The following is a 25,087-nucleotide window of genomic DNA, read 5'->3' as shown; positions in this document are numbered from 1 at the left end:
GGGTGCGTAACCCGGAGATTATGTCAGACTCTGGTAGAAGGCGATCTGATTCTCGCTCAGGCCGCGCAGATCCTCGTTGTTGAGGTAGCCGGCATACCATTGCGCAGTCAGTTCCAGCGCGGTGTAGAGCTCCATCTTGGGAATCCAGTCCAGGCGCTGCCGTGCCTTGGAGATGTCCAGGCGCAGGGTGCCGGCCTCATGCGGGCCTTGCGGTTGCGGCTCCAGTCTGACTTCCACCGGCATCACGTCGTTCTTCTGCAAGGAATGATTGAAGGTGGCGCAGAGCTGGCTGACGGTCTGCATATCGGTATCGGCCGGGCCGAAGTTCCAGGCCTCGCCATATTTGCCGCCGTGCTCATAGAGTAACTGGGCGATCTGCAGATAGCCCGACAGCGGCTCCAGTACGAACTGCCAGGGCCGCACGGCGTGCGGGTTGCGGATGCTGACGGCGTCGTTTCGTTCCAGCGCGCGGATGAAATCGGGTACCAGCCGGTCGGGCGCGAAATCGCCGCCGCCGATGACATTGCCGGCGCGTACGCTGGCGATGCCGACCGGGTTTTCCGGGTCCTTGGCGAAGAAGGAGCGGCGGTAAGCCGAGGTCACCAGTTCGGCTGCGCCCTTGCTGCTGCTGTAGGGATCGTGGCCGCCCATCGGGTCGTCCTCGCGATAGCCCCATAGCCATTCACGGTTTTCATAGCACTTGTCGCTGGTGACCACCACCACCGAGCGCACGCACGGCGTGTGGCGCACTGCCTCCAGCAGATGGGCGGTGCCCATCACGTTGGTGGCATAGGTATCTAGGGGTGTGCTGTAGGAGTCGCGCACCAGCGGCTGGGCTGCCAGGTGGAAGACGATGTCCGGCTGCACCGCCGCCAATGTTTCGGCCAGGTGCTTGGGATCGCGCACGTCACCGGTGGTGGTCTGCACGCAATTGTGCAGCCGCGCCAGGTGGAACAGGCTGGGATTGGTCGGTGCCGGCAGCGAATAGCCGCTGACTTTGGCGCCCATCAGGTGCAGCCAAAGAGTCAGCCAGCTTCCCTTGAAGCCGGTGTGACCGGTGATGAAAACGCGCTTGTCGCGCCAAAAATGAGCCATCAGGCAGCCTCTTACACGTAGGGCGGAGAGTCGTTCGGGTGCAGAGGCGTGGGTGCGATGTTTCACGCGGCGGCCGGCACGTCGGTGGCGGCTCGGCCTCCCGGTATTTTCCGTGTCGGGATCACGTTTCCCTGCGAAACCACGACTGCATGGTTATCTTTATTCTTACCTGGCAGCGAGCCCTCGCGGCAGCTCACTACGATGGGTCAGATTAGAACATGGGGTTTTTCGCCTTCAAGCGTCGAAGAGGAGGGTATTTGTCGTCCAATCCCCGACTATAGCCGGGTGACAACAAAAATTTACTTTTTTGGCCGGGGCTGGCCGCCGCCCCGGCCGCGCAAGCCACGCTGCAGGCGGGCTTCCGGGGAACAAGGTGAGACGTGGTGTCTCGTCACCCTAAGTCTCGACCCGGCCTTGGCAAGGATGAGAATGGTGTCGGCCGAGGTGGGAATCAGAGCAGGTTGACGACCGATTGACCCTGGTCGAGCTGATCGTCGCGATCGAACAGGGTGTCGCCCGAGGCCTCCTTGCCGGCCACGGGCTGGAAGCTGCCGAAGTCGAACAGGCTACGGTCCAGCATGTGCGAAGGGGTGATGTTGGCCATGGCGGTGAACATGCTCTTGATCCACAACGGATTGGTCTTTTCCCAATCATTGAGCATTTCGCGCATGGCCTGGCGTTGCAGGTTGGGCTGCGATCCGCACAGATTGCAGGGGATGATCGGGAATTCCATGGCAGCCGCGTATTTCTTGATGTCCGGTTCGCGCACATAGGCCAGCGGGCGGATCACCACGTTCTCGCCATCATCGGCAATCAGCTTGGGCGGCATGGTCTTGATCTTGCCACCGTAGAACATGTTGAGCATGAAGGTATGCAGGATATCGTCGCGGTGGTGGCCCAGGGCGATCTTGGTGGCGCCCAGTTCCTTGGCCACGCGGTAGAGGATGCCGCGGCGCAGGCGCGAGCACAGGGAACAGGTGGTCTTGCCGGGGGCGATCTTGTCCTTGACGATGCTGTAGGTGTCTTCCTCGACAATGCGGTAGCGCACGCCGATGCGCTCGAAATACGCGGGCAGGATGTGCTCGGGGAAACCCGGCTGCTTCTGGTCCAGGTTCACGGCGATGATCTCGAACTTCACCGGTGCCACCGTCTGCAGGTAGCGCAGCGTTTCCAGCATGGTGTAGCTGTCGGCGCCGCCGGACATGCAGGCCATGATGACGTCGCCGTCGCGGATCATGTCGAAGTCGGCGATGGCACGGCCGGTCATGCGGCGGATGCCCTTTTCCAGGATCTCGAAGCGGCGCGAACCGCGCGCGGTCACTTCCGCATGCGCGCCGGCCGCCGGCGTGGCCGTTTCATCCAGTCCGGGAAGCTGGGGCAGGTCGGTCAGGTCGGACAGTTGCGCTGCGGCTGCAATGTCGTTCATGGGGGGAATTCCTTCATCGGTAGGCTGTTGCTGCCGCACCAACGACAAGCTTGCCGGTTGGTCAACGGGCAAGATGGCTGGGCACGGGCGGAGGACCGGCATTTTCTCATGCAGCGCCGGTTCGTGCCATGGGCGGGGCGCGTTCAGGCTCTGCGCCCTGCGTAAAACGTGGCGTCCAGGCCGCATCAGTGCATGGCCCGCCGCCCAGCTCGCGGATCAGCCTGCCCCCAATGCGTGGCGGTTGCGAATCTGGCGGATCGCCGTGATCAGGAAGTCGGCGAAGGCCGAGACTGCCGGTGGTAGCTTGCGTCCGGCCATGGTCTGCACCTGCAGGGTGCGCTGATGCAGTTCGGACTCGGCCATGGCGACCAGGGCCATGCCGTCTTCCTCGGCACGCTCTTGCACGGTCAGGAAGCCACCCAGCGCGACCGTATCGGGCGAGCGCGCCGTGAAACGGTACACCGCGCCCAGCGAATGGCTGGTGAAGACCGGGGCGAACAGCAGGCCACGCATGCCGCAGGCGATATCGAACAGCTGTCGGACCGTGGAGCCTTGCTCGGGCAGCGCCAGAGGAAAGGGTTGCAGATCATTCAGGGCCAGCAGCTTGCGCGTGGCCAGCGGATGCTCCCGCTTCATCAGCGCAAAGATCGGCCCCGACTCTCGATAGGCAATGGCCAGGCCTTCGGCCGGTCCCAGGCTGTAGGTGACCGAGATATCGGCTTCGCCATCGACGACCATCTGCGAGGCTTTGGCCGCGCCCACCACGTTGAGCTTGAACTGCATGCCCGGATACTGCTCGCGGAACTGCGCCATCACATTGGGCAGCAGGTCCCAGGCGAAGCCTTCCGAGCAGGCCAGGGTGACCACGCTCTGGCCCACCGCATTGAGACCCTTGACCTCGGCCAGCACCTGTTCCACCTCCAGCAAATTGCGTCGGGCGAAGGCCATCAATACCTCGCCGGCCGGTGTCAGCACCATGCCGCGTGCGCGCCGTTCGAAGAGCGGGACGCCGGTCTCTTCCTCCATCTTGGCGACCTGGCGGCTTACGGCCGAGACGGCCACATGCAGCCGTTCGGCCGCGGCGGTGAGTGAGCCGGTGCGGCCGACCTGGTAGAAATAGCGCAGCGTGGTACTTTGCATGGCGGAAAGGAGGCTGGTGAGAGAGATTTCTATTTTAAACAAGTTATGGACTTAATCATTGCAACGCAGTGGAAGTTTGTTATGGTGCGCGGCGGCATAATTGGACAAAAAATTGCAGGAATTTCGCAATTGATGCACGGTTTTTGGGCTAAATATCGTACTGCAGCATGAATTATTAATTTGCTAAAATTAGAATGAAGCGTTTTAAAAATTGACATTGTTAGAAATATCGGTGGCTCCTAGAATCACTTCCAGATCAAGTATCAAGGAGCCTGTTCCATGTCCCGCAGTACCGCCCTCCGCCTGGCCGCCGAGTATTTCGACTCCGGTCGTTTCCAGGACGACCTGCAGCGTCGTATCGCGCTACCCACCGAAAGCCAGAACGCCGCTCGCGCCTCCGAGCTGGCGCAGTATCTGCAGGACGAGATCGCCCCGGCCCTGGCGGCACTGGGCTTCGAATCACGCCAGGTGGACAACCCGATTGCCGGTGCGCCGCCGCTGCTGCTGGCACGCCGCATCGAGTCTGAACATGCCGTGACCGTGCTCATGTATGGGCATGGCGACGTGGTCAACGGCCAGGAAGGTCGCTGGCAGCAGGACCGTTCACCCTGGCAGCTGGAGCCGCATGGAGACCGTTGGTACGGACGCGGCGCCGCCGACAACAAGGGGCAGCACAGCATCAATCTGGGCGCACTGGCAGCGGCGATCCGGGCGGCCGACGGCAAGCTCGGTTGCAATGTGAAGATGATTTTCGAGATGGGGGAAGAAGTCGGATCGCCCGGCCTCTACGAGGCATGTCGCGAGCACGCCGATTACCTGGAGGCAGACCTGTTCCTGGCCTCGGACGGCCCGCGGCTGGCGGCGTCCAGCCCGACGCTGTTCCTCGGTTCGCGTGGCGCGTTGCAGTTCAAACTCAGTCTCGATACCGGCAATGGCGCCCATCACGCCGGCAACTGGGGCGGCGTGCTGCGCAATCCGGCCACCGTGCTGGCCAATGTGGCGGCCTCGCTGGTGGATGCGCGGGGCGTGATCCTGGTGCCCGGTCTGCGTCCGCGCCAGGTCAGCCAGCGCGTGCGCACGCTGGTGCGTGACTTTGCCGTGGGCAGCGATGCCGGCGATCCCAAGCTCGATGCGCAATGGGGCGAGCCCGGCTTGTCTGCCGGCGAGCGCCTGTTTGCCTGGAATACGCTGGAACTGATCGCCTTCGAGGCCGGCAATGCACAGCGTCCGGTGGGGGCCATCCCGGCACGGGCGCAGGTCGTGTTCCAGTTGCGTTTCGTGGTCGGCACCGTGTGGGAGGACGTGCAGACGAGCTTGCGCAAGCATCTCGACGAGCAGGGTTGCCACGACGTGCAGATCGAGATCCAGGCGGCGGCTCCGGCCACCCGTCTTGATCCGGACGACCCCTGGGTCGCGCTGGCCACCGCCTCCATGCAGGAGACTGCCGGCAAGCCGGTGACCATCCTGCCCAACCTGGGCGGCACCATCCCCAACCACTGCTTTTCGGAAGCGCTGAACCTGCCCACGCTGTGGGTACCGCATTCCTACCCCTCCTGCTCGCAGCATGCGCCGGATGAACATTTGCTGGGCTCGGTGGCCCGCGAGGGCTTGCAACTGATGGCGGGCCTGCTGTGGGATATCGGACGCCAGGGACGGCAGGTAGCCGATGCACGGCGCACCGGGCAGGCCGCGAGCCCAATGCCGGCGTGATCCCCGAGGCTCCGGGTCCGCAGCATCCACCGTACGCAACCTCACGCCATCCAACGCAGTCCCTCTTTCCACCGGGAACAAGAACATGAACGCAGCGTCTCCATCGGCAGCACAGGAAGTCTCACCCAGCGCGCACAGCGAGCCGGCCCCGATGTCGGCCGCCCGCACGCGGCGGCTGATCATTGCCTCCTCCATCGGCAATGCCCTGGAATGGTTCGATTTCGTGGCCTACGGCTTCTTCGCCGTCACCATTTCCAAGCTGTTCTTCCCCACCGGCGACGACACGGTCTCGCTGCTGGTGACCTTCGCTACCTTCGGCCTGTCCTATCTGTTCCGTCCGCTGGGTGCCATCCTGCTGGGCTGGTACGGCGACAAGGTGGGGCGCAAGCCGGCGCTGCTGGTCTCGCTGTCGATGACCGTGGTGGGCACCCTGATCTGTACCGTGATCCCGACCTATGAATCGATCGGCGTGGCGGCCCCCATCGGCATCCTGGTGGCGCGCATCCTGCTGGCGCTGTCGGCCGGTGGCGAGTTCGGTTCGGCGACTGCCTTGCTGACCGAGACCGGCTCCAAGCGCCGCGCCTTCATGGCCAGCTGGCAATTCTCCAGCCAGGGCGCGGCCGCGCTGATGGCGGCGCTGGCCGGCTTCCTGCTGAACCTGTGGCTCACGCCCGAGCAGATTTCCGCCTGGGGCTGGCGCCTGCCATTCGCCTTCGGCCTCTTGATCGCGCCGGTGGGCCTGTACATCCGTCGTCACATCGATGAAGTGCCGATGGCGAAGAAGGCCCAGGCCAGTCAGGCGGATGACGCTTCCTGGGGCCTGCAGGTGACCCGTGTGCTGGTGGCCATGGGCATCCTGTCGGTCTCCACCGCCGCCACCTACCTGATGCTGCTGTATATGCCCACCTTTGCCATCAAGCAACTGCACCTGCCGCAATCGACCGCCTTCGCCGCCGCAGCGGTGACCGGGGCCATCCTGATGGTGGGCGCGCCTTTCATGGGTCTGCTGGCCGACCGCTATGGCCGCACCCGCATCATGGTGGTGTCCACCGTGCTCACGCTGGCCACCATCTATGGCTCCTTCGTCTGGGTCATCTCCCAGCCCAGCGTGTGGGTGATGATGGCCATCATGATCTGGGCCGGCATCCTGAAGGCGGTGTACTTCGGTTCGCTGGGGGTGGTGCTGTCCTCGATCTTCCCGCCGTCCACCCGCGTGCGTGGCATGGGCATCAGCTATAGCCTGGGCGCGACGGTCTTCGGCGGCTTCACGCCCTTCATGGTGACCTGGCTGGTGGGCAAGACCGGCAATCCGGTGTCGCCCAGCTATTACCTGATGGTGTGCGCGACCATCAGCCTGGTGTGCGTCTCGATCTACCACCTGCGCCTGAAGAAATACCTGTAAAAAAGCCACCAGGGCGACGTCGGGCAGGAAATTTTCCCCGCGTCGCGCTACCATGGCGGTTTTGCCGGTGAAGCTCGGCTGCACCGGCATCGGCGTTTCTCAATCTGACGAGGTCCTCATGTTTTCGCATCTCCCGCCGTATGCCGGCGATCCCATCCTGAGCCTGATGGAACAGTTCCAGCGCGACGAGCGCAGCAACAAGGTCAACCTTTCCATCGGCATCTACACCGATGGCCGTGGCGTGGTGCCGGTGCTACCCTCGGTGCGCACCGCTGCCGCCGCGGTGGCCGAAGCCGGCACGCCCTACGTCTATCTGCCCATGGAAGGTCATGCGGCCTATCGCCAGGCGGTGGCCAAGCTGCTCTTCGGCGCGGATCTGCCCTCGGCGGAACATCTGGCCATCGTGCAGACCCTGGGCGGCTCGGGGGCACTGAAGGTGGGTGCCGACCTGATCGCGCGTTTCTTCCCGCAGCCCACCATCTGGCTGCCGGACCCGACCTGGGACAATCACGTCGGCATCTTCGAAGGCGCCGGCTTCAAGACTGAGCGTTACCCCTACTACGATGCGCAGACCAAGGGCCTGAACTTCGAGGGCATGCTGGCCAAGCTGGATTCCCTGCCCAAGGGCGCGGTAGTGTTGCTGCACCCCTGCTGCCACAATCCGACCGGCGTCGATCCGACCCGCGCGCAGTGGGAGCAGATCGTCGATGTGCTTGAAAAGCGCGGTCTGCTGCCCTTCTTCGACCTGGCCTACCAAGGCTTCGCCGAGAGCCTGGACGCGGACATCTGGCCGGTGCGCGAGGCAGTGCGTCGCCAGATTCCGTTCTTCCTCTCCAACTCCTTCTCCAAGATCTTCTCGCTCTACAGCGAGCGCATCGGCGCGTTGTCGGTGTTCTGCCCGCAAGCAGGCCAGGCCGCCAATGTGCTGGGCCAACTGAAGCTGACCGTGCGTCGTAACTATTCCAGCCCGGCGCGCAATGGTGCACTGCTGGTGGCGCATGTGCTGAGCGACGACAAGCTGGCCACGCAATGGCGTGCCGAAGTCGAGGAGATGCGGGTACGGGTGCGCGACATGCGCGTCAAGCTGGCCGCGCAACTCAAGGGCGCGGTGCCGGACCAGGACTTTTCCTTCCTGCTGCGCCAGAACGGCATGTTCGGTTACACCGGCCTGACGTCCGCCCAGGTGGACCGCCTGCGCGAAGAGTTCGGCGTCTACGCCGTGGGTACCGGTCGCATCTGCGTGGCCGGCCTCAATGACAGCAACGTTGCACGCGTGGCCGAGACCATGGCCGAGGTGCTGCGTGGCTGAAGTGGCAGGCAAGGCCGCAGTGGTTGCGGCCGATATCCGCCACAAGAGCTATGAAGACGTACTGGCGCTGGTGGCCGGTACGCTCTTCGTCTCGCTGGCGGTGAACATGTACAGCCAGGTGGGCCTGTTGACCGGCAGCACTGCCGGCCTGGCCTTCCTGGCGCATTACCTGACGGGCCTGCCGTTTGGCGTGGTGTTCTTCACCATCAACATCCCGTTCTACTACTTCGCGTTTCGTCGCATGGGCCTGCGCTTTACCGGCAAGACCTTCTGCGCGGTGGCACTGGTCTCCGGCTTTTCGCTGATGCATCCGCACTTCATCAGCTACGGCAAGCTGGACCTGTTCTACAGCGCGGTGCTGGGTGGCTTGTTGATGGGGGTGGGGTTCGTGATGTTGTTTCGCCATGGCGCCAGCCTTGGCGGGGTCAACGTGGTCACGCTGTTCCTGCAGGACCGTTACGGCCTGCGTGCCGGTAAACTGCAGATGGGCGTGGACGTGGTGATCGTGCTGTGCTCGCTGTTCGTGGTGACGCCCCGGGTCTTGCTCGCGTCCATCCTGGGCGCGGTCACCGCCAATCTGGTGATTGCCTTGAATCACCGGGCGGGCAGGTATATGGGGATGTAGTTGAGCTTATTCCTGCCAAGCCTGTCGTTCAGGATTATTGCCGTCCAACGCAAGCTGGACGGCATTTTTCTTGGTGGGATCAGGAGCTGATCGGTTCACCGGTCGCCGACCTGACGGGATAGGGCTGGATCAGCAGATCGGCCGGGAGGTTCAAGCCGGCGCTCAGCTTGCGGATCATGTCCAGGGTCATCGGACGCCTCCGGTTGAGGATGTCGGAGACGCGACCACGTGGTCCCAGGTAGGGCTCCAGATCCTTACGCGTCAGGCCACGCGCTTCCATGACATGCAGCAGGAAGTCGATGGGGTCCGGATCACCAATGGCAAAGTGCGAGCGCTCGTAATGGGCGATCAGCAGGGTAAGTACATCCAGTTGATCGGCTTGTTGCGAACGTGCCGGAGCATCCCACAAACGCTCCGCCTCGGCCAGTGCAGCGCGGTAGTCCTTGCGGGTACGTATCAGTTTGAGTTGCATGTGGCATTCCTTCAAATCGTTTCCACATCAATGGCGTCGTACTGGCGATGCGTGCCGACGAAGCGGATGTAGATCAATTCCTTGTCGTAGCGCACAGCGACCACCAACCGGTAGTCGTTGCCCTTGATATTGAACACCACACGGTTGTTTCTGGTGAAGCTGGCATTGCGATAGGCCACCTTGATGTCGGCCGGGGTCTTCCAGTTCACCCGGCTGGCCAAGGCGTGCCATGCTCGCAGCGAAGTCTCCGCGGCAGGGTGTGCGGTCCAGAAAGTCCGTAAGGTGGAGAGGGCAATGATGCGCATCGACACACCGTAACATGCTACCACCTTGGTAGCGGGACGGAAGTGTAAAACCGTACGTAATTCTCGAAAAACACAGAACGCCGCATCAGGCGGGGTTCTGGTCGTGCTGCCGGCGGAGGAAGGCTGGAATGCTGCGGATCAGATCAGCCCGCGGTCTTGATACGGAATGTCTCCACGCCCACCGAATCGCAATCCGGATAGACGTCGGGCTTTTCGGTGGAGACGCGGACTGCACGCACCTTGGGGTGGGCCAGCATGGCCGTCATCACGTCGTCGCACAGGGTTTCCTGCAGGTGGATGTGGCCGCGTGCCATGCGCTGGGCGATGGTGGAGCGGATGAAGTCATAGTCGACCACTTCGTCGAGATGGTCGGCGGTGGGCGTGGTATCGGCCAGCGGGACGTAGAGGTCGACGTTGATCAGGATGCGTTGCTCACCCTTCTTTTCGAACTCGTGCACGCCGATGTTGATGAACACCTCGTAGTTGCGCAGGAACACGCGGCGGCAATCTTGCAGGGAAGGATGGGACAGGAAGAGCATGATCAGAAATGTAAAGGTTATTTCGCCACGAACATGACGTCGCGCGAAAGGGGAAGCAAATGCTGGCCGCCATCGACCAGCAGGGTGGTACCCGTCACGGCCCGCGCCGATGCTACGTAGCAGACGGCAGCGGCGATGTCCTCGGGCGTGCTGCCACGGCCCAGGGGCGTGACGGTGTGCGCCCGGTCGAACTGTTGCTCGGTCTGGTCGCCCGAGACCATGGTCAGGCCGGGGGCCACGCCCACCACCCGGACCTTGGGCGCCAGTGCCTGCGCCAGCAGGGTGGTGGCGCTGTGCAGGGCGGCCTTGGACAGGGTGTAGGACAGGAAGTCGGGATTGGGATTGTACAGTTTCTGGTCCAGCAGGTTGACCACGACGGCCTGTTCGCCCTCCGGCGTGGCCGCATACAAGGCCTGCGCCAGCAACACCGGGGCGCCGACATTGGCACTCATGTGGCGCAGCAGGCGTTCGTTGCCGAAGCTGGCGGCGTCATCGAAATCGAACAACGAGGCGTTGTTGACCACACAGCGCACGCGTCCCAGCGGGGCGGCCTGGGCCAGCAGGCTGCTCACCTGGGCCTGGTCGCCCAGCTCGGCATGCACGGCCAGCGCCCGGCGCCCCAGGGCTTCGATCTCGCGCACCAGGGTGTCGGCCTCTTCGCGCGAGCGGTTGTAGTGGACGGCCACGTCCCAGCCGGCCCGCGCCAGTGCCAGGGCGATGTGCCTGCCGATGCGCCGCGCCGCGCCGGTGACCAGCGCGACGCCGGCCGAAGTGGATGAGCTCATGCTCCAGGTCTCCAATAGTCCGATACTCCAATACAATACGGCCCATGCAACTGCAACTACCCGAACCAGGCGCCGACGCACAGTTGGCCTCGCACACCCTCCAGCAACTGGTCGCCGGCGAGATCGCCGCCGCCGGTGGCTGGATTTCCTTCGAACGCTACATGGATCTGGCCCTGTATGCGCCCCAGGTGGGCTATTACAGCGGTGGTTCGGCCAAGCTGGGCAAAGAGGGGGATTTTACAACCGCGCCGGAAATCTCGCCCCTGTATGGCGCCACGCTGGCCCACCTGGCGGCTGAGGTGATCGCCACCAGTGCGGACGTGGACAACGTGCTGCTGGAATTCGGTGCCGGTACCGGCAAGCTGGCACGTGACATCCTGGCCGAATTGCAATTGCGCGAGGCCCTGCCGCGAAAATATTTCATTCTGGAAATTTCTGCGCAGTTGCGCGCGCAGCAACAGGAAACGCTGGCCGCTTTCGCCTCGGTGGTGGAGTGGCTCGATGCCTTGCCGGAAAGCTTTTCCGGCGTGGTCGTGGGCAATGAGGTGCTGGACGCCATGCCGGTGCGGTTGGCCGTGAAGGCGGCCGAGGGCTGGCTGGAGCGCGGCGTGGCATGTGATGCCCAGGGGCGCCTGCGCTTCGAGGATCGTGCCGTGGCCGGCCTGCCGGTGGCCCAGATTCCCGATGCGGACGAACTGCCGCAGGGTTACCTCACCGAACTGGCACCGGTGGCCATCGGTTTCATGCATACGCTGGGTCGCATGCTGGCCCGGGGGCCGGGTGGCCTGGCGATCCTGCCGGATTACGGATTCTCGGCCGCGGAATACTATCTGCAAGACCGTGACCAGGGAACGCTGATGTGTCACTACCGCCATCACGCCCACCCCGATCCCTTCTACTGGCCGGGCCTGCAGGACATCACGGCCCACGTCGATTTCACCGCGATGGCGGTGGCGGCGGTGGAAGAGGGCGTCGAAGTGCTGGCCTATACCAGCCAGGGCGCCTTCCTGCTCAATGCCGGCATCGGCGAGCTGCTGCTGCGTACTTCGCCCGAGGACAGCCTGCGTTACCTGCCGCTGGCCAATGGCATGCAGAAACTGATTTCCCCGGCCGAGATGGGCGAGCTGTTCAAGGTACTGGCCATCGGCAAGAATGTCGAATGGCCGGCCCGCATGCTGCGTCACGACCGTACCCACCGACTCTGAGGAGAAGCGCTTGATACGCTGGATCGTCGTCATCTTTCTCTCGGTCATCGTGTTCTCGACCCTGCTGCCCTGGCTGGAAAAGCTGGGCATCGGCCGCTTGCCGGGGGACTTGCGCTTCCGCCTGTTCGGCCGCATCTTTTCGCTGCCCTTCGCCTCGACCATCCTGATCTCGGTGGTGGTGTTCCTGCTGGCGAAGCTACTCTGAATCGGACAAGGAGCCCGCGACATGCGCGTATTGCTGGTGGAAGACGATCCCATGGTGGGCGAGGCCGTGCGCAAGGGTTTGCGCCAGGACGGCTTTGCCATCGACTGGGTGCAGGACGGCAAGTCGGCCGATGTCGCCCTGCGGACCGAGGATTACGCCATGCTGCTGCTGGACCTGGGCCTGCCGCAAAAGGATGGTCTGGCGGTGCTGCGCACGCTGCGCGAGCGTGGCAATGGCATCCCGGTGCTCATCACCACGGCGCGTGACGCGGTGGCCGACCGCGTGGCCGGGCTTGACGCGGGGGCCGACGATTACCTGATCAAGCCGTTCGACCTGGAAGAGCTGTCGGCCCGCATGCGCGCCCTTTCGCGCCGTCAGGCAGGGCGGGCGGAGAGCCTGGTGCAGGTACGCGAGGTGGTGTTGAATCCAGCTACCCACGAGGTCACCGTGGGCGGCAAGCCGGTCAACCTGTCGGCGCGTGAATTCACGCTGCTGCAGGCCTTCATGGACCGCCCGGGCGTGGTGCTCTCGCGGGCCCAACTGGAAGAAAAACTCTACGGCTGGGACGACAGCATCGAGAGCAATGCGGTCGAAGTGCATATCCACGCGCTGCGCAAGAAGGTCGGCAGCGACTTCATCAAGAACGTGCGCGGCGTGGGTTACCTGGTGCCGGCATGAAATCGATCCGCAACAAGCTGCTGCTGTGGCTGGGACTGGGCCTGTTCTCCATCATCGTGCTGGCCGGGGTGGCGCTGTACTTCCAGGCGCGTGGCGAGGCCAACCAGATCTTCGATTACCAGATGCGCCAGATCGCGGCCTCGCTGCCGCGCCAGGCCTTCTCGCCGATCTCGCCGGGGCAGCAGTTCCCCGAGCTGGAGGACGAGATCATGATGCAGATCTGGGACAGTCGTGGCTCCGTCATCTATCACTCGCATGCCCGTGGTGCCATGCCGCGCCAGGCCGAACTGGGCTTTGCCAATGTACGCGGGCCCAATGGCATGTGGCGCGTCTACAGCGCGCAGATCGGCAGTACCGTGGTGCAGGTGGCGCAGCCGCAGAGCGCACGCGACGAGATCGCCGCGCAGATGGCGGTCAAGACGGTGGTGCCCTTGCTGTTGCTGTTCCCGCTCATCGGGGTGTTGTCATGGGTGGCAGTGAGTCGTGGGCTGGCGCCGGTGCGCAAGGCGGCCGCCGAAGTGGCGGCGCGTGACATGAATTCGCTGCAACCCTTGTCGGACGTGGGCATGCCGCAGGAAATCCAGCCGCTCACGCATGCCTTGAATGACCTGCTGGCGCGGCTGAAGCATTCCACCGAAACCCAGCGCGCCTTCGTCGCCGACGCCGCCCATGAATTGCGCACGCCGCTGACCGCCCTGCGTCTGCAGGCGCAACTGGCCGAGCGTGCCAGCGATGAAGAGGAGCGCCGGGCCGCTTTCGGGGACCTCAAGAGCGGGCTGGAGCGGACCTCCCACCTGGTGCACCAGTTGCTTACCCTGGCGCGCCAGGAGCCCGATGCCATGGGCTTTGCGGTGGTGGATCTGCGCACGCTGCTGGGCAGTGTGGTGGGCGACCTGTCGTCGGTGGCCGAGCATGGCGGCATCGATCTGGGGCTCTCTGATGCAGGTGACGATGGCCGGCCGCTGCAGGTGCAAGGCAATGCCGATGCCTTGCGCATTCTTTTTAACAATCTGGTGGACAACGCATTGCGTTACACGCCCGCAGGTGGCGTGGTCGATGTCGGCTTCGATCTGTCCGCTGCCTGTCGCTGCACGGTGATCATCCAGGACAGTGGGCCCGGGATTGCCGAGAGCGAACTGCCGCGAGTCTTCGATCGTTTCTATCGTGCCCAGCGTCCACACGGTGCGCAGGATGCCAGCGGCAGCCGTGCCGCCTTCGGTAGCGGCCTGGGGCTGGCCATCGTGCGCCAGATCGCCGACCTGCACCGCGTTCCGGTGACCCTGGTCAATACCGGCAAGGGCTTGCAGGCAAGGGTCGACTTCATCCTGCTGCCTGCCTAGGCGGCGCCAGGCAGGCCACATGCAGGGCAGCAGGCTTCTTTTTTCTGCCTTAAGTCTGCCTTAATTTTCACTGCTTAATCTTCACTCCAACGGTTGAGGCCAGTGGGTCGCTCAAGTGCGGCGAACCGGCCCGACCATCGATATCGCGTTCGATCAAGGAGAAGAAGATGAGCCGTCGCATTGTTTTTGTACGTAACACTTTGGCCGTCATGATTGCCGCAGTGGTCGGCGGCAGCTATGTCTATTTTCGTGGCGCCGACCTGCCGTCGGCGCAGGCGGCCGCGGTCAACGCCCCGCTGGTGGCGGCCAACTCCGCGCCCGCTACCCCGGCCGGACCGGTGGTCGCGGCGGCGACCGATTTCTCGGGCATCGTGCAGCGCTATGGCCCGGCGGTGGTCAACATCAGCGTGACCGGCAAGGCACGCAAGGTGGCCGACGACGACGACAACGGCGTGGACCCCAACGATCCCTTCTCTGAATTCTTCAAGCGCTTCGGGCCGCAGCTGCAGATGCCGCAACAGCCGCGGGTGATGCATGGCCTGGGTTCGGGTTTCATCATTTCGCCTGATGGCCTGATCCTCACCAACGCCCACGTGGTCGATGGTGCCCAGGAGGTGGTGGTCAAGCTGACCGACCGTCGCGAGTTCAAGGCCAAGGTGCTGGGCATCGACAAGCAGAGTGATATCGCCGTGATCCGCATCGATGCGAAGAGCCTGCCGACGGTGCAGATCGGTGACCCGTCGCGGGTCAAGGTCGGGCAGCCGGTGCTGGCCATCGGCTCGCCCTACGGCTTTGACAATACCGCCACGGCCGGCATCATCAGCGCCAAGTCGCGCAGTCTGCCGGACGACAATTATGTTCCCTTCATCCAGACCGACGTGGCAGTCAACCCGGGTAACTCGGGTGGCCCGCTGTTCGACCTGAATGGTCAGGTGATCGGCATCAATTCGCAGATCTACAGCCAGACCGGTGGCTTCCAGGGCTTGTCGTTCTCGATCCCGATCGATGTGGCGATGAAGGTGGAGCAGCAGCTGGTGACGCATGGCAAGGTGACACGTGGTCGCCTTGGGGTCTCCGTGCAGGACCTGAACCAGGCGCTGTCGGATTCCTTCGGTTTGAAGAAGTCCGAGGGTGCGCTGATCAGTTCGGTGGAGAAGGGTAGTCCTGCCGACAAGGCGGGTCTGCAACCGGGCGACGTGATCCTGAGCTTCGATGGTCATTCCATCGATCACTCGGTGGACCTGCCCACGCTGGTGGCCGATGCCACTCCAGGCAGCAGCAAGCCGATGGAAGTGATGCGGGGCGGCAAGGTGCGCACCCTCAATGTGACGGTGGGTGAGATGAAGCAGGCCAAGAGCGATGCCAAGCCTGGCAAGAGCGATGACCAGGGGCGGCTGGGGCTGGCGGTGCGTCCGCTGGACAAGGATGAGCAAGCCCAGTTGGGCGGCCAGAAGGGTTTGCTGGTGCAGGATGCCAGCGGACCCGCCGCGGTGGCTGGCATCCAGAGCGGCGACGTGATTCTGGCGCTCAACGGCACGCCGGTGTCGAGCGTGGCCCAGTTACGCAAGCTGGCCACCGAGGCCGGCAAGAATGTGGCGCTGCTGGTGGAACGCGGCGACGAGAAGATCTTCGTGCCGCTGGCGCTGAATTGATATAAACGATTTGACGTTTTGCAGTGGGTAGTACCGGTGAGCAGTCAGTAGTACGTAGTACGTAGTGAGTAGTGAGCTGTAGGTAGTCTTGTAGTAAGTGGTAAGCAGTAAGCAGTGAGGGATTTGGCCGGATGTGCGCAAGCGTATCCGGCCCTTTTTTATGGCGTGGGCGGTGCGGGCGGTTCCTGGCGCCACTGGTCGTGCGAATGATCACGCTCCAGTGCCTCGCGGTCGCCGGCGAACATGGCCTGCAGTTCCTCGCGTGCCTGCGCGGCCATCGATACCATCTGTGCCTGGTTCTTGTAGTGCGGGTAGAGCGCTTCCAGTGTCTTCACATTGTGGGCGCGGAATTTCATGGCGGCCTCGCGCGCGCGGTAGGCACCGAAGTCCAGCTGCTGCAACACTTGTCGGCCCATGTGCAGGGCACTCTCGAAGGTCTCGCGTTCGAGTACGGTCACGCCGCGATCCATGAGGTCATAGAGATGGGTGACGTTGCGGGCGCGGGCGGCGATCTGCAGGTGCGGGAATTCTTCGCGTACCTTGTCCACCATCTCCAGGGCAGCTTGTGCGTCGTCGATGGCGATCACCAGCACGCGGGCCTTGTCGGCGCCGGCGGTGCGCAACAGGTCGATGCGGGTGGCGTCGCCATAGAACACCTTGAAGCCGAACTTGCGCAGGAAATCGATCTGGTCCGGGTCATGGTCCAGCACCGTGGCGCCGATACCGTTGGCGGCCAGCAGGCGGCCGACGATCTGGCCGAAGCGCCCGAAGCCGGCGATGATGACCTGATGGTCCTGCGGATCGATCTTGTCTTCCGGACGGCGCTTGCCGCCTGCCAGCCAGCGCACCAGCAGACGGTCATGCACCAGCAACAGCAGCGGCGTGACCAGCATCGACAAGGCCACCACCACCACCAGCATGGAAGAGATCTCGGGCGTGAGCACCTTGGCGGTGACCGCCGCGCCGAAGACGATGAAGGCGAATTCCCCACCCTGGGAGAGCAGGAAGGCGAAGAACAATTGCTGCCCACGGGGAATGCCGAAGCAGCGGCCGAGGACCCACATCACACTGGTCTTGATGGCCAGAAAGCCCAGCACCAGGCCGATGATGCGCCAGGGCTGCGCAAGGAATACGCCGAAGTCCACCGACATGCCCACGGCGATGAAGAACAGACCCAGCAGCAGGCCCTTGAAGGGTTCCAGGTCGCTCTCCAGCGCGTGCCGATATTCGGAGTCGGCCAGCAGCACGCCGGCCAGGAAAGTGCCCAGCGCCATCGACATGCCCACCGACTGCATCAGCAGGCAGGTGGCGATCACCAGCAGCAGGGAGAAGGCGGTGAAGATTTCGCGCATGTCGGTCTTGGCGATGATGCGCAGGATGGGGCGGATCAGTACGCGTCCGCCGAAGATCAGCAGGGCGATCACCAGTGCCACCTGGCCTGCGTGCAGCCAGCCCTGGCCACTGCCCTGGCTGACGGCCACGCCGAGCAGGGGAACGGCGGCCATCATCGGGATGGCGGCGATATCCTGGAACAGCAGGATGGAAAAGCCGGCTGCGCCGGCCGGGGTGGCGGTGAGCTTGCGCTCGCCTAGCGTGGCCAGGGCGATGGCCGTGGAGGAGAGCGACATTCCCAGCGCCGCGATCAGGCCGATGCGCCACGGTATGCCGGCCGCCAGGGCCGCTGCGAACAGGGTCAGCGAGACGCTGGCGACCTGCACGCTGCCCCAGCCGAAGATGGAGCGGCGCAAGGCCCACAGGCGCTTGGGGTCGAGTTCCAGACCGATCAGGAACAGCAGCAGCACCACGCCGAACTCGGAGAATTCGAGGATGTGCTTGACCTCGGTGATCAGTCCCAGTCCCCAAGGACCGATGACGATGCCGGCCAGCAGGTAGCCCAGTACGGCGCCCAGGCCCAGGCGCTTGGCGATGGGCACGGCAGCCACCGCCGCGAGCAGATAAACCAGGGCGATGAGCAGTTGTTCATCCATGGGAACGTCCAGTCGTGAAAAGTCGGGTCGGTAGGGCAAGGTGGGTGATGCGGATCATGCCTGCAGGCCTTCCAGATAGCGCTCCACGTGGTGCTGGAACTCCACCGGCGGAATATGGTGGGCGCCGTGCAGGATCAGCGGTTCCACCCATTGCATGCCGCACAGGCGCGCGGTCTGCTGATAGGGCGGGAGGAAGTCCTCGAAGCGGTGGCCGTGACGGCCGTCGCTGCTGTAGGAGGCGGTCTCGCCGCCGGTGGAGGCGACCAGCCAGAAACGCTTGTCCTGCAACGCGTGGCCATCATGACCGAAGGCCCAGCCGCGCGAGAGCACGCGGTCCAGCCATTCTTTCTGCAGCGCCGGCATGCTGTACCAGTGGATGGGATGCTGCATCACGACCAGCTCGGCCGCGCTCAGCAGTTGCTGTTCGCGCTCGACGTCGATGTGGAAATCCGGGTAGTGCTCATAGAGATCGTGGACCAGGACTTCCGGCAGCCGGGCGGCGGCTTCCAGCATGAGGCGATTGGTGCGCGAAAGCTCGGCGGCGGGATGGGCGTAGAGGATCAGGACCTTGGACATGATGGCGGAGCTGGACGGTTGATCTGGCTGCCCGGGCAGGCCGGGCGAAATTGACCGGAACATGCAAGGCATTTGTGTTGTCTGCCAGTACGAGGGAAAGGAGTGTGCCATGAAAGCGGGACCGGCGGCTTGTATGAAACTGCTCGCCGGTACCCGCCGCCGCTGGTACGGCTGCCTTGCCGCCGACAGGTGTCCAAAGCCGGGTAATGCGCTTATACTCAGCCACTCCCCGGGTCCTCTGTCGCACGATTGTCGCCAAGCGCGGGTCATGACGCTTGCGGCAGTTCATTCATCCTGATCACTTATTGCAGCCATGTCCGACATCCAAGATTCCGAAGCCAACCTGCCGCCAGACCGCACCCCGGGTCCGGTCCCGGCCAAGCCAGTTCCTGCCGACACCTCCGGGACGCCGGCTACCTCCCAGAATCCTGCCCCTGCGTCGCCTGCCCCGATTTCTGCGGCCAGCCCTGTTGTGCAGGCGGGTAGCCCGACATCGGCAGACCCGGCTGTCACCGCCGCTCCGGTACAGCCGGGGCCCGGTGCCCGGCCGGCGGCCGAGGCGACCCACGCACAGGCGCAGCAATCCGCTTATTCGTCGCTGCCACCGCCGCCCCATCATGCCGGCGACGCTCCCTGGGCGCAGACCTGGCGCTTCCTGACGGCACGCCTGCGCCAGCTCTCCGACAAGGCCGGACGCCGCGTCATGCAACGGACCCTGAAGATCGGCGTATCGGCCCGTATCTTCCACCCCGAGAGTGGCGCCAAGGGCCTGCGCAGCAAGACCCTGCAGTACCTTGAGGAATCCATCGCGCAGTGGGTCATGTCGCGCGATGTGCTGGTGTTCATGATCCCGACTGTCAATACCAATGGCCTGGTCCACCCCAGCAATATCCGCCTGCGCGACTATGCCAAGCACCTGGACGGGCTGGTATTGCAAGGGGGGGCCGACGTCTCGCCGCAGAGCTATGCCCAGGCTGCGACGCGCCCGGAATGGAGCGGTGACCGTGTACGCGACATGTATGAACTGGAGCTGCTGCACGAGTTTGTCGAGGCCGGCAAGCCGGTACTGGGAATTTGCCGCGGCTGCCAGTTGATCAACGTGGCCTTCGGCGGCACGCTCTATCAGGACATTGCCACCGATGTGCCGACCGCCATCCTGCACGTCAACGACCAGTACGACAGCAATTACCACGCGCTGCACTTCCCGCAGGGTTCTTCGCTGGCGGGCATGGTCAAGACCGAGAATGCCATGGTCAATTCTATTCACCACCAGGCGGTGCGCGACCTCGGACGCGACCTGTCGGTGGAAGCGGTGTCGGGGCCGGACCAGATCGTGGAGGCTATTCGCTATCGCAAGGCGCCCTTCGTGATGGGTCTTCAATGGCACCCCGAATTTCACCGGGCGGGAGGGGCGGAGCTGCTTGATTGCACCCCGATCCTCGACAGTTTCCTGCGGGCAGCGCGCGAAACCCGCTTCTGACGGTCTGCTGGATGCTTGAAGGTCTCCCGATACGTCATGTGTCGGGAAAATCCGCCGGAACCTAACGTTCAGAGCGTCATCGAATCAGTTTGCGCTGGCGCAAGGCTGCTGCGATGCATGCGCAGCATGACTGCATTGCGCTATCCGCCTGGGTGCGGACTCTGTAGAATCAAAATGCCGTCGCAACGCAGCAAGCCAGCGTGACCCGCTGGCACATGGCAAAAAGGGCGCGACGGCTTGCTCGTCTTTTCCATCACCGGCAAAAAAGGAGAATTTAAATGCCTCAATCCCCCGCACTGAAGACCGTCCGCAACGATATGAAAACCCTGGTCAAGGACGCCCAGATCTTGTTCGCCGAGGCCGCAGCTGCCACCGGTGAAAAGGCCGACGAACTGCGCGCCAAGGGACTGACCTTGCTGGAAGCCGCTGCCGAAGCTGCTCAGGGCGCGCAGGCCGCCGCCCTCGAGAAGGGCAAGGAAGTGGCTGCCAAGACTGACGACTATGTCCACGAAAATCCGTGGCGCGCCGTGGCCATTTCGGCCGGTCTGGGCCTGCTGGTCGGCCTGGTCATCGGTCGCAGCAAGTAAGCGCCGTTCTGATGGCGACGCCTCACAAAGAAACTCCGCCCGCCTCCGCGGCCCATGCCGCCAACCCGGGGTTGACGGCGGGCCTGCTGGGTCTGGCGAAAAATCTGCTCGGCCTGATCATCAGTCGCATCGAGCTGGCATCGCTGGAGATGTCGGAGATCGGCGCCAACCTGCTCCGGTTTGCCGTCATCTTCGTGCTGGCGGCAGTGGGCCTGTGGTTTGCCATCGCATTCTGGTCGGTGCTGATCGTCATGCTGGCGTGGGACGCCTGGGGCTGGAAAATCCTGGCCCTGCTGGGCCTGGTCTTCAGTGTGGCGACCGTCGGCCTGGTGTGGTACGCCCGCTCGATTCTGCAGCAAGGCAAGCTTTCACTGCCGCAGACCATGGCCGAGTTGCGCAAGGATCGCGATGCACTGTTGTGAGTGCGACTTTTCCATCTGAGTGAGGACAGAATGACAGACCAGGACCACGGTATGACCCATGAGGAGCGCAAACGCAAGGTACTGGCGCAGGGTGCGCTGTATCGGCTCGGCGTGATGGAGTCGCGTGAAGTGGTGCGCGAAAATCTCAGCGCCGAGTCGCTGGCCAAGGGTGCCCTCAGCCGTGTGGGCCATTTTGCCGCCTCCCTGTTCGGTGGCGGCAAGGCGGTGCAATCGATCAAGTCGATCAGCAGTGGCGGGCTGGGCAACCTGAATCTGCAGACGGTGACGCCGTTGCTGATGACGGGTGCGTCGCTGTTGTCGCGTCGTTGGCTGCGCAAGCCGCTGATGATGGGCGGCGTGATCGCCGCTGTTGGCGGGCTGGCTTATTATTTCAGCCAGCGCGGTACGGCAGGCGGCGCCGATACGGTGGAATTGGAAGGGCCATCCCAGCCCGACTGAGTCCACGTGCATTGCCGCTTCATTCAAAGGCATCCGCTCATCCGGATGCCTTTCTCATTTGACGGGTCCGGCTGCCCGCGCAGGAACATATCGGGCGTCCGAGGCTCTGAAGAACACCGGCCAATGGCTTGGACAACAAGACTAAAAGACAAGAAAGGACATGACATGAAGAAACTCTCGATTGCGGCGATCGCCGGCGTGCTGGCGCTCTCCGGCTGTGCAGACATGAATCCGACACAACGCGGCACGGCGACCGGTGCCGGCATCGGCGCCGGCCTGGGTGGCATCATCGGCGCGGCGACCGGCGGCGGCGGTGGCGGACGCGCACTGGGTGGCGCGGCCATCGGTGGCGCCATTGGCGCCGTGGCCGGCAACATCTGGTCCAACCGCATGGAAAACCAGAAGCGCGCCATGGAGCAGGCAACCCAGGGCACCGGCGTGCAAGTGACGCAGACTGCAGATAACCGTCTGAAGCTCGAAATCCCCAGCGATATCTCCTTTGATACCGGGCGCGCCGACATCAAGCCGGAGATGCGCCCGGTGCTGGACCGTTTTGCCGCCACCCTGGTGGAGAATCCGGCTACCACGGTCACCATCGTTGGTCATACGGATAACACCGGCAGTGATGCGATCAACGATCCCCTGTCGCAACAACGCGCGGCCCGTACCCGCGACTATCTGAGCTCGCGGGGTGTTGCAGCCAATCGTTTCGTGATCATGGGTCGTGGCTCACATGAGCCGCTGGTGCCGAACAATTCGGATGCCAACCGTGCCAAGAACCGCCGCGTGGAAATCTTCGTGGCTGAGCAACAGGCTGCAGCACCGGCCCAGCAAGCCCCCGCCGGTTATGCGCCGGGTGGCTATCCTCCTCCTCCGCCGCCACGTTATTGAGTGTGAGCTGGACCGGCCCGACGGTGCCATGCACCGTCCGGCGAGCGACGCGATAACGGAAAGATGACAGAGCGACCAGAAAAGAAAAATCCCCGAATCCGATTCGGGGATTTTTTTTGCAGCCGCGTGATTGCCTGCGTAACGCAGGTCTTACTTGGCAGGCGCGTCTGCAGCGGGTGCGGCACCTTCAGCAGCGGCCGGTGCCTTCGCTTCCGGCTCCTTGAACTTGCCACCGGACTGGTTGGCCATGTAGGCCACGGTACGCTGGATTTCCACATCGTCCAGGTCCGGGTTGCCGCCCTTGGCGGGCATGGCGCGCAGACCGTTGATGGCATGCGAGACCAGGGTGTCATAGCCTTGCGCGATGCGGGCTTGCCAGGAAGCGTTATCGCCCACCTTCGGTGCGCCTGCCACACCGGCACCATGGCAAGCGGCACAGGTGGTCTTGTAGACTTCTTCGCCCGAGAGCAGTTGCTTGGGGCCGTTGGCATCACGGAAGGTAAAGCCGTCATCGGAGACGGGCTTGATGCGCGCCGCGATCATCTCGGACGTCTGGCTGTCGGAGCCGGCACCGGTCTTCTGGCCATTGGTCACATACTGCACTAGCAGCACGATGCACACGATGGGGACCATAAAACCGGCGACCACAGCTGCGATCAATTGCTTGGGAGTCTTGATTGCCGACTCGTGTTCATGCTGAGCTGAGCTCATTGGCGTCCCTCCGTAATGTTTCCTCGAAATTGGGGCGGAAAACGTCGGTTCCCTTTGTATCGCCTGGCATTGCGTGGAACTAGGATCAGGCAGGGCTTTCATTGCGCTCTCTCGCCGAACTCTTGATTATAGTCACAATGCTTTCCGTTTGACACGGAAAAACCGCCAGCGCCATGGACGTCCGGAGGGAAAGGGGGTATCCTTCAGGCCTTTCCGGGGTTCGCCCCGTCAGCGCGGCTGTAGCTCAGTGGATAGAGTATTGGCCTCCGAAGCCAAGGGTCGTGGGTTCGATCCCCGCCAGCCGCGCCACTTTCTCCCCCCGCACCACATCGGCTGTTGCTGAGTTGCTCTGCAAACTTGAGCCAACAGCCAGATACCCGCCGACTTCGTCCAGAATACTTGCCAGACCGCTTGAAAGAGCGGGTTCTGCCCTAGGCCAAAGCAAGTATTCGTGCAATACAAAATTATCAAAACTGCAACGTATTCTGCTGGGAAATATTATCCTTTGCCCGTACGTCAAATACTTTGCGCGATATCAATATCCGACCGGCACAGGCCGATATTGTGGGTTGTTTGATATTTCGTACCTGCTCGCCCGGCGGATGCCACGCACGCCTTACGGCTTAAGCGTCTTCATCTCCTGCAGACAGTCCTGCAGTGCCTGATCCCATGGTGGAAGCGGGATACCGAAAGTACGCGTGAACTTGTCCGTGCACAAACGCGAATTGCGAGGACGTAGCGCCGGAGTCGGATAAGCCGCACTGGCGATGGGCACGACGTCGGCGGGTGATAGCTGCGCCTGCAGGCCCAGCGCTGGCATGGTCTCGACTATACGACAGGCGTATTGCTGCCAGTTGGTCGCCCCGCCGGCGGTGAGGTGATACACGCCACACGTAGCGCGCATGCTGGAAGTCAGCGCGATGCTGTCCCCTTCATCCCCCAGCATGCGGGTCACGGCGTCGGCGATCGTGCGAGCCCATGTCGGCGCTCCCCACTGGTCAGCGACGATGCTCAACTGCTGGCGTTGCTGCGCAAGTTGCAGGATGGTGTTCAGGAAATTGCGGCCATGAGCGGAGTAGACCCAGCTCGTTCTGAATACCCAAGCGGCATCGCACTCTTCCAGCACGGCGATCTCTCCATCCCGTTTGCTGCGACCGTAGACGTTCAATGGTGCGGTGACATCGTTTTCCGCGTAAGGCTCGGACTTCGTACCGTCGAATACATAGTCGGTCGAGAAGTGGATCAGTCCGATGCCGTGGCGCTGGGCCGTACGTGCAAGGACCCGCGGTGCGACGGTGTTGATCGCGATGGCTGCCTGCTGTTCATTTTCAGCCTTGTCGACAGCGGTGTAGGCGGCGGGATTGATGATCAGGTCTGGCGCGATCTGGTCCACGTAGCGGACGATGGCCGCCGGGTCTTCTAGATTCAATTCAGAGCGCGCAGGAGTGAATAGTTCTGCGCCACCCAGTTGCCGCGCCAAGGCCCGACCGACCTGCCCCGATGAACCGGTGAGCAGGATGCGTAAGCCTTTCATGCAAAGACCTCAGCGAGCGCCAGCGGAATTCCGGCCCTATCCTTGTCGGAGAGGATGGGTTCTCCTTGCAGTTGCCAGTCGATACCCAGCGCCGGATCATTCCAGAGAATGGTGCGCTCCTGTTCCGGCATCCAGTAATCGGTGGTCTTGTAGAGGCATTCGGTCGCCTCTTCGAGGACCGAGAAGCCATGAGCGAATCCCGGCGGCAGCCATAGCTGCAGCCGGTTGCTGGCACTCAATACCTGGCTGAACCACTGACCGAAGGTGGGCGAACTGCGGCGGATGTCGAGCACCACATCCAGCACAGCGCCCCGGGTGATTCGTACCAGCTTGCCCTGTGCATTGGGGATCTGGTAGTGCAGGCCGCGCACGACGTTGCGCGCAGAAAGGGAGTGGTTATCCTGCACAAAGCGGATGTCGACCCCGGTCTGTGCGCGGAAGTCGCGCTCATTAAAGCTCTCGTAAAAGAAGCCACGACTGTCATTGAAGACCCGGGGTTTGATCAGCAAGAGGCCAGATAGGGGAGTTGGGATGACCAGCATGGTGTGGGG

The 25,087-nt window shown here is 63.2% G+C and carries 26 protein-coding genes and 1 tRNA gene; 15 read left to right on the top strand and 12 right to left on the bottom strand.

Going from position 1 to position 25,087, the window contains the following annotated elements; translation table 11 throughout:
• Nucleotides 1–18 precede the first annotated feature (18 nt).
• From rfbG to I5R65_RS16020, 3 genes are all read right to left on the bottom strand, one after another.
• A complete protein-coding gene (gene rfbG / locus I5R65_RS16030; protein ID WP_180668599.1) occupies nt 19–1,095 on the bottom strand; it encodes a CDP-glucose 4,6-dehydratase in 1,077 nt (358 codons plus the stop codon).
• A gap of 451 nt (nt 1,096–1,546) precedes the next feature.
• The gene (ttcA, locus tag I5R65_RS16025; protein WP_196872191.1) at nt 1,547–2,521 is read right to left on the bottom strand and encodes a tRNA 2-thiocytidine(32) synthetase TtcA; all 975 of its coding nucleotides are present in this window, start codon (nt 2,519–2,521) and stop codon (nt 1,547–1,549) included.
• A 216-nt stretch (nt 2,522–2,737) separates the two neighbouring features.
• Nucleotides 2,738–3,661, bottom strand: coding sequence for a LysR family transcriptional regulator (locus tag I5R65_RS16020; protein ID WP_180668598.1), 924 nt, complete (start codon nt 3,659–3,661; stop codon nt 2,738–2,740).
• A 279-nt stretch (nt 3,662–3,940) separates the two neighbouring features.
• Here I5R65_RS16020 and I5R65_RS16015 point away from each other — a divergent pair, with 279 nt between their 5' ends.
• The 4 genes from I5R65_RS16015 (at nt 3,941) to I5R65_RS16000 (ending at nt 8,707) form a co-directional block, all read left to right on the top strand.
• Nucleotides 3,941–5,371, top strand: coding sequence for a M20 family metallopeptidase (locus I5R65_RS16015; RefSeq protein WP_180668597.1), 1,431 nt, complete (start codon nt 3,941–3,943; stop codon nt 5,369–5,371).
• 85 nt (nt 5,372–5,456) lie between these two features.
• Complete coding sequence (locus tag I5R65_RS16010) at nt 5,457–6,773, top strand: MFS transporter (RefSeq protein WP_180668596.1); 1,317 nt, start codon at nt 5,457–5,459, stop codon at nt 6,771–6,773.
• Nucleotides 6,774–6,891: 118 nt separating this feature from the next.
• Nucleotides 6,892–8,082, top strand: coding sequence for an amino acid aminotransferase (locus tag I5R65_RS16005; RefSeq protein WP_180668595.1), 1,191 nt, complete (start codon nt 6,892–6,894; stop codon nt 8,080–8,082).
• Nucleotides 8,075–8,707, top strand: coding sequence for a YitT family protein (locus tag I5R65_RS16000; RefSeq protein WP_180668594.1), 633 nt, complete (start codon nt 8,075–8,077; stop codon nt 8,705–8,707). Before I5R65_RS16005 ends, I5R65_RS16000 begins: the two co-directional genes overlap by 8 nt.
• Nucleotides 8,708–8,786: 79 nt before the next feature.
• Here the strand turns inward: I5R65_RS16000 and I5R65_RS15995 are convergent, their stop codons facing one another.
• From I5R65_RS15995 to I5R65_RS15980, 4 genes are all read right to left on the bottom strand, one after another.
• Nucleotides 8,787–9,179, bottom strand: a complete 393-nt coding sequence (locus I5R65_RS15995) for a type II toxin-antitoxin system HigA family antitoxin (protein WP_180668593.1) — start codon at nt 9,177–9,179, stop codon at nt 8,787–8,789.
• 11 nt (nt 9,180–9,190) lie between these two features.
• The gene (locus I5R65_RS15990) at nt 9,191–9,484 is read right to left on the bottom strand and encodes a type II toxin-antitoxin system HigB family toxin (RefSeq protein ID WP_180668592.1); all 294 of its coding nucleotides are present in this window, start codon (nt 9,482–9,484) and stop codon (nt 9,191–9,193) included.
• A gap of 143 nt (nt 9,485–9,627) precedes the next feature.
• Nucleotides 9,628–10,023, bottom strand: a complete 396-nt coding sequence (locus tag I5R65_RS15985) for a dihydroneopterin aldolase (protein WP_006461309.1) — start codon at nt 10,021–10,023, stop codon at nt 9,628–9,630.
• A 17-nt stretch (nt 10,024–10,040) separates the two neighbouring features.
• Entirely contained in the window at nt 10,041–10,808 is a 768-nt protein-coding gene (locus I5R65_RS15980; RefSeq protein ID WP_180668591.1) for an SDR family oxidoreductase, read from the bottom strand.
• Nucleotides 10,809–10,852: 44 nt separating this feature from the next.
• Here I5R65_RS15980 and I5R65_RS15975 point away from each other — a divergent pair, with 44 nt between their 5' ends.
• The 5 genes from I5R65_RS15975 (at nt 10,853) to I5R65_RS15955 (ending at nt 15,888) form a co-directional block, all read left to right on the top strand.
• A complete protein-coding gene (locus I5R65_RS15975) occupies nt 10,853–12,013 on the top strand; it encodes a class I SAM-dependent methyltransferase (protein WP_180668590.1) in 1,161 nt (386 codons plus the stop codon).
• A gap of 10 nt (nt 12,014–12,023) precedes the next feature.
• Nucleotides 12,024–12,218 (top strand): DUF2905 domain-containing protein, encoded by a 195-nt coding sequence (locus I5R65_RS15970; RefSeq protein ID WP_006461312.1) that lies wholly within the window; start codon nt 12,024–12,026, stop codon nt 12,216–12,218.
• Between the two features lie 21 nt (nt 12,219–12,239).
• Nucleotides 12,240–12,896: a response regulator gene (locus I5R65_RS15965; RefSeq protein WP_006461313.1), complete on the top strand. Its 657-nt coding sequence runs from the start codon at nt 12,240–12,242 to the stop codon at nt 12,894–12,896.
• The gene (locus I5R65_RS15960) at nt 12,893–14,236 is read left to right on the top strand and encodes an ATP-binding protein (RefSeq protein ID WP_180668589.1); all 1,344 of its coding nucleotides are present in this window, start codon (nt 12,893–12,895) and stop codon (nt 14,234–14,236) included. Before I5R65_RS15965 ends, I5R65_RS15960 begins: the two co-directional genes overlap by 4 nt.
• A gap of 167 nt (nt 14,237–14,403) precedes the next feature.
• Nucleotides 14,404–15,888, top strand: coding sequence for a DegQ family serine endoprotease (locus tag I5R65_RS15955; protein ID WP_180668588.1), 1,485 nt, complete (start codon nt 14,404–14,406; stop codon nt 15,886–15,888).
• Between the two features lie 158 nt (nt 15,889–16,046).
• On the opposite strand, the gene kefC is transcribed toward I5R65_RS15955, so the two are convergent.
• Nucleotides 16,047–17,876 (bottom strand): glutathione-regulated potassium-efflux system protein KefC, encoded by a 1,830-nt coding sequence (gene kefC / locus I5R65_RS15950; protein WP_180668587.1) that lies wholly within the window; start codon nt 17,874–17,876, stop codon nt 16,047–16,049.
• A 54-nt stretch (nt 17,877–17,930) separates the two neighbouring features.
• Nucleotides 17,931–18,452: an NAD(P)H-dependent oxidoreductase gene (locus I5R65_RS15945; protein ID WP_180668586.1), complete on the bottom strand. Its 522-nt coding sequence runs from the start codon at nt 18,450–18,452 to the stop codon at nt 17,931–17,933.
• A 313-nt stretch (nt 18,453–18,765) separates the two neighbouring features.
• Between I5R65_RS15945 and I5R65_RS15940 the strand changes: the two genes are divergently transcribed.
• The 5 genes from I5R65_RS15940 to I5R65_RS15920 all read left to right on the top strand — a co-directional run bounded on the left by I5R65_RS15940 (nt 18,766) and on the right by I5R65_RS15920 (nt 22,291).
• Nucleotides 18,766–19,932 carry a gamma-glutamyl-gamma-aminobutyrate hydrolase family protein gene (locus tag I5R65_RS15940; protein WP_180668585.1) on the top strand — a complete coding sequence of 389 codons (1,167 nt, stop codon included), beginning with the start codon at nt 18,766–18,768 and terminating at the stop codon, nt 19,930–19,932.
• Nucleotides 19,933–20,210: 278 nt separating this feature from the next.
• A complete protein-coding gene (locus tag I5R65_RS15935; protein ID WP_180668584.1) occupies nt 20,211–20,519 on the top strand; it encodes a YqjD family protein in 309 nt (102 codons plus the stop codon).
• An 11-nt stretch (nt 20,520–20,530) separates the two neighbouring features.
• Nucleotides 20,531–20,941 (top strand): phage holin family protein, encoded by a 411-nt coding sequence (locus I5R65_RS15930; protein ID WP_180668583.1) that lies wholly within the window; start codon nt 20,531–20,533, stop codon nt 20,939–20,941.
• Nucleotides 20,942–20,992: 51 nt separating this feature from the next.
• The gene (locus I5R65_RS15925; protein WP_231395190.1) at nt 20,993–21,400 is read left to right on the top strand and encodes a hypothetical protein; all 408 of its coding nucleotides are present in this window, start codon (nt 20,993–20,995) and stop codon (nt 21,398–21,400) included.
• A gap of 165 nt (nt 21,401–21,565) precedes the next feature.
• Nucleotides 21,566–22,291, top strand: coding sequence for an OmpA family protein (locus tag I5R65_RS15920; protein WP_180668581.1), 726 nt, complete (start codon nt 21,566–21,568; stop codon nt 22,289–22,291).
• 150 nt (nt 22,292–22,441) lie between these two features.
• On the opposite strand, the gene I5R65_RS15915 is transcribed toward I5R65_RS15920, so the two are convergent.
• The gene (locus I5R65_RS15915) at nt 22,442–23,002 is read right to left on the bottom strand and encodes a cytochrome c5 family protein (RefSeq protein WP_180668580.1); all 561 of its coding nucleotides are present in this window, start codon (nt 23,000–23,002) and stop codon (nt 22,442–22,444) included.
• A gap of 233 nt (nt 23,003–23,235) precedes the next feature.
• Between I5R65_RS15915 and I5R65_RS15910 the strand changes: the two genes are divergently transcribed.
• Nucleotides 23,236–23,311, top strand: a tRNA-Arg gene (locus tag I5R65_RS15910).
• Nucleotides 23,312–23,618: 307 nt separating this feature from the next.
• Here the strand turns inward: I5R65_RS15910 and rfbD are convergent.
• Nucleotides 23,619–24,536, bottom strand: a complete 918-nt coding sequence (rfbD, locus tag I5R65_RS15905; RefSeq protein ID WP_180668579.1) for a dTDP-4-dehydrorhamnose reductase — start codon at nt 24,534–24,536, stop codon at nt 23,619–23,621.
• A complete protein-coding gene (gene rfbC, locus I5R65_RS15900; RefSeq protein ID WP_180668578.1) occupies nt 24,533–25,078 on the bottom strand; it encodes a dTDP-4-dehydrorhamnose 3,5-epimerase in 546 nt (181 codons plus the stop codon). The genes rfbD and rfbC overlap by 4 nt, the downstream gene beginning before the upstream one ends.
• Nucleotides 25,079–25,087 lie beyond the last annotated feature (9 nt).

It is taken from the genome of Herbaspirillum sp. AP02, from assembly GCF_015767275.1.
Lineage (GTDB): Bacteria > Pseudomonadota > Gammaproteobacteria > Burkholderiales > Burkholderiaceae_D > Herbaspirillum.
This window is presented reverse-complemented; position numbering and strand designations above follow the sequence as displayed.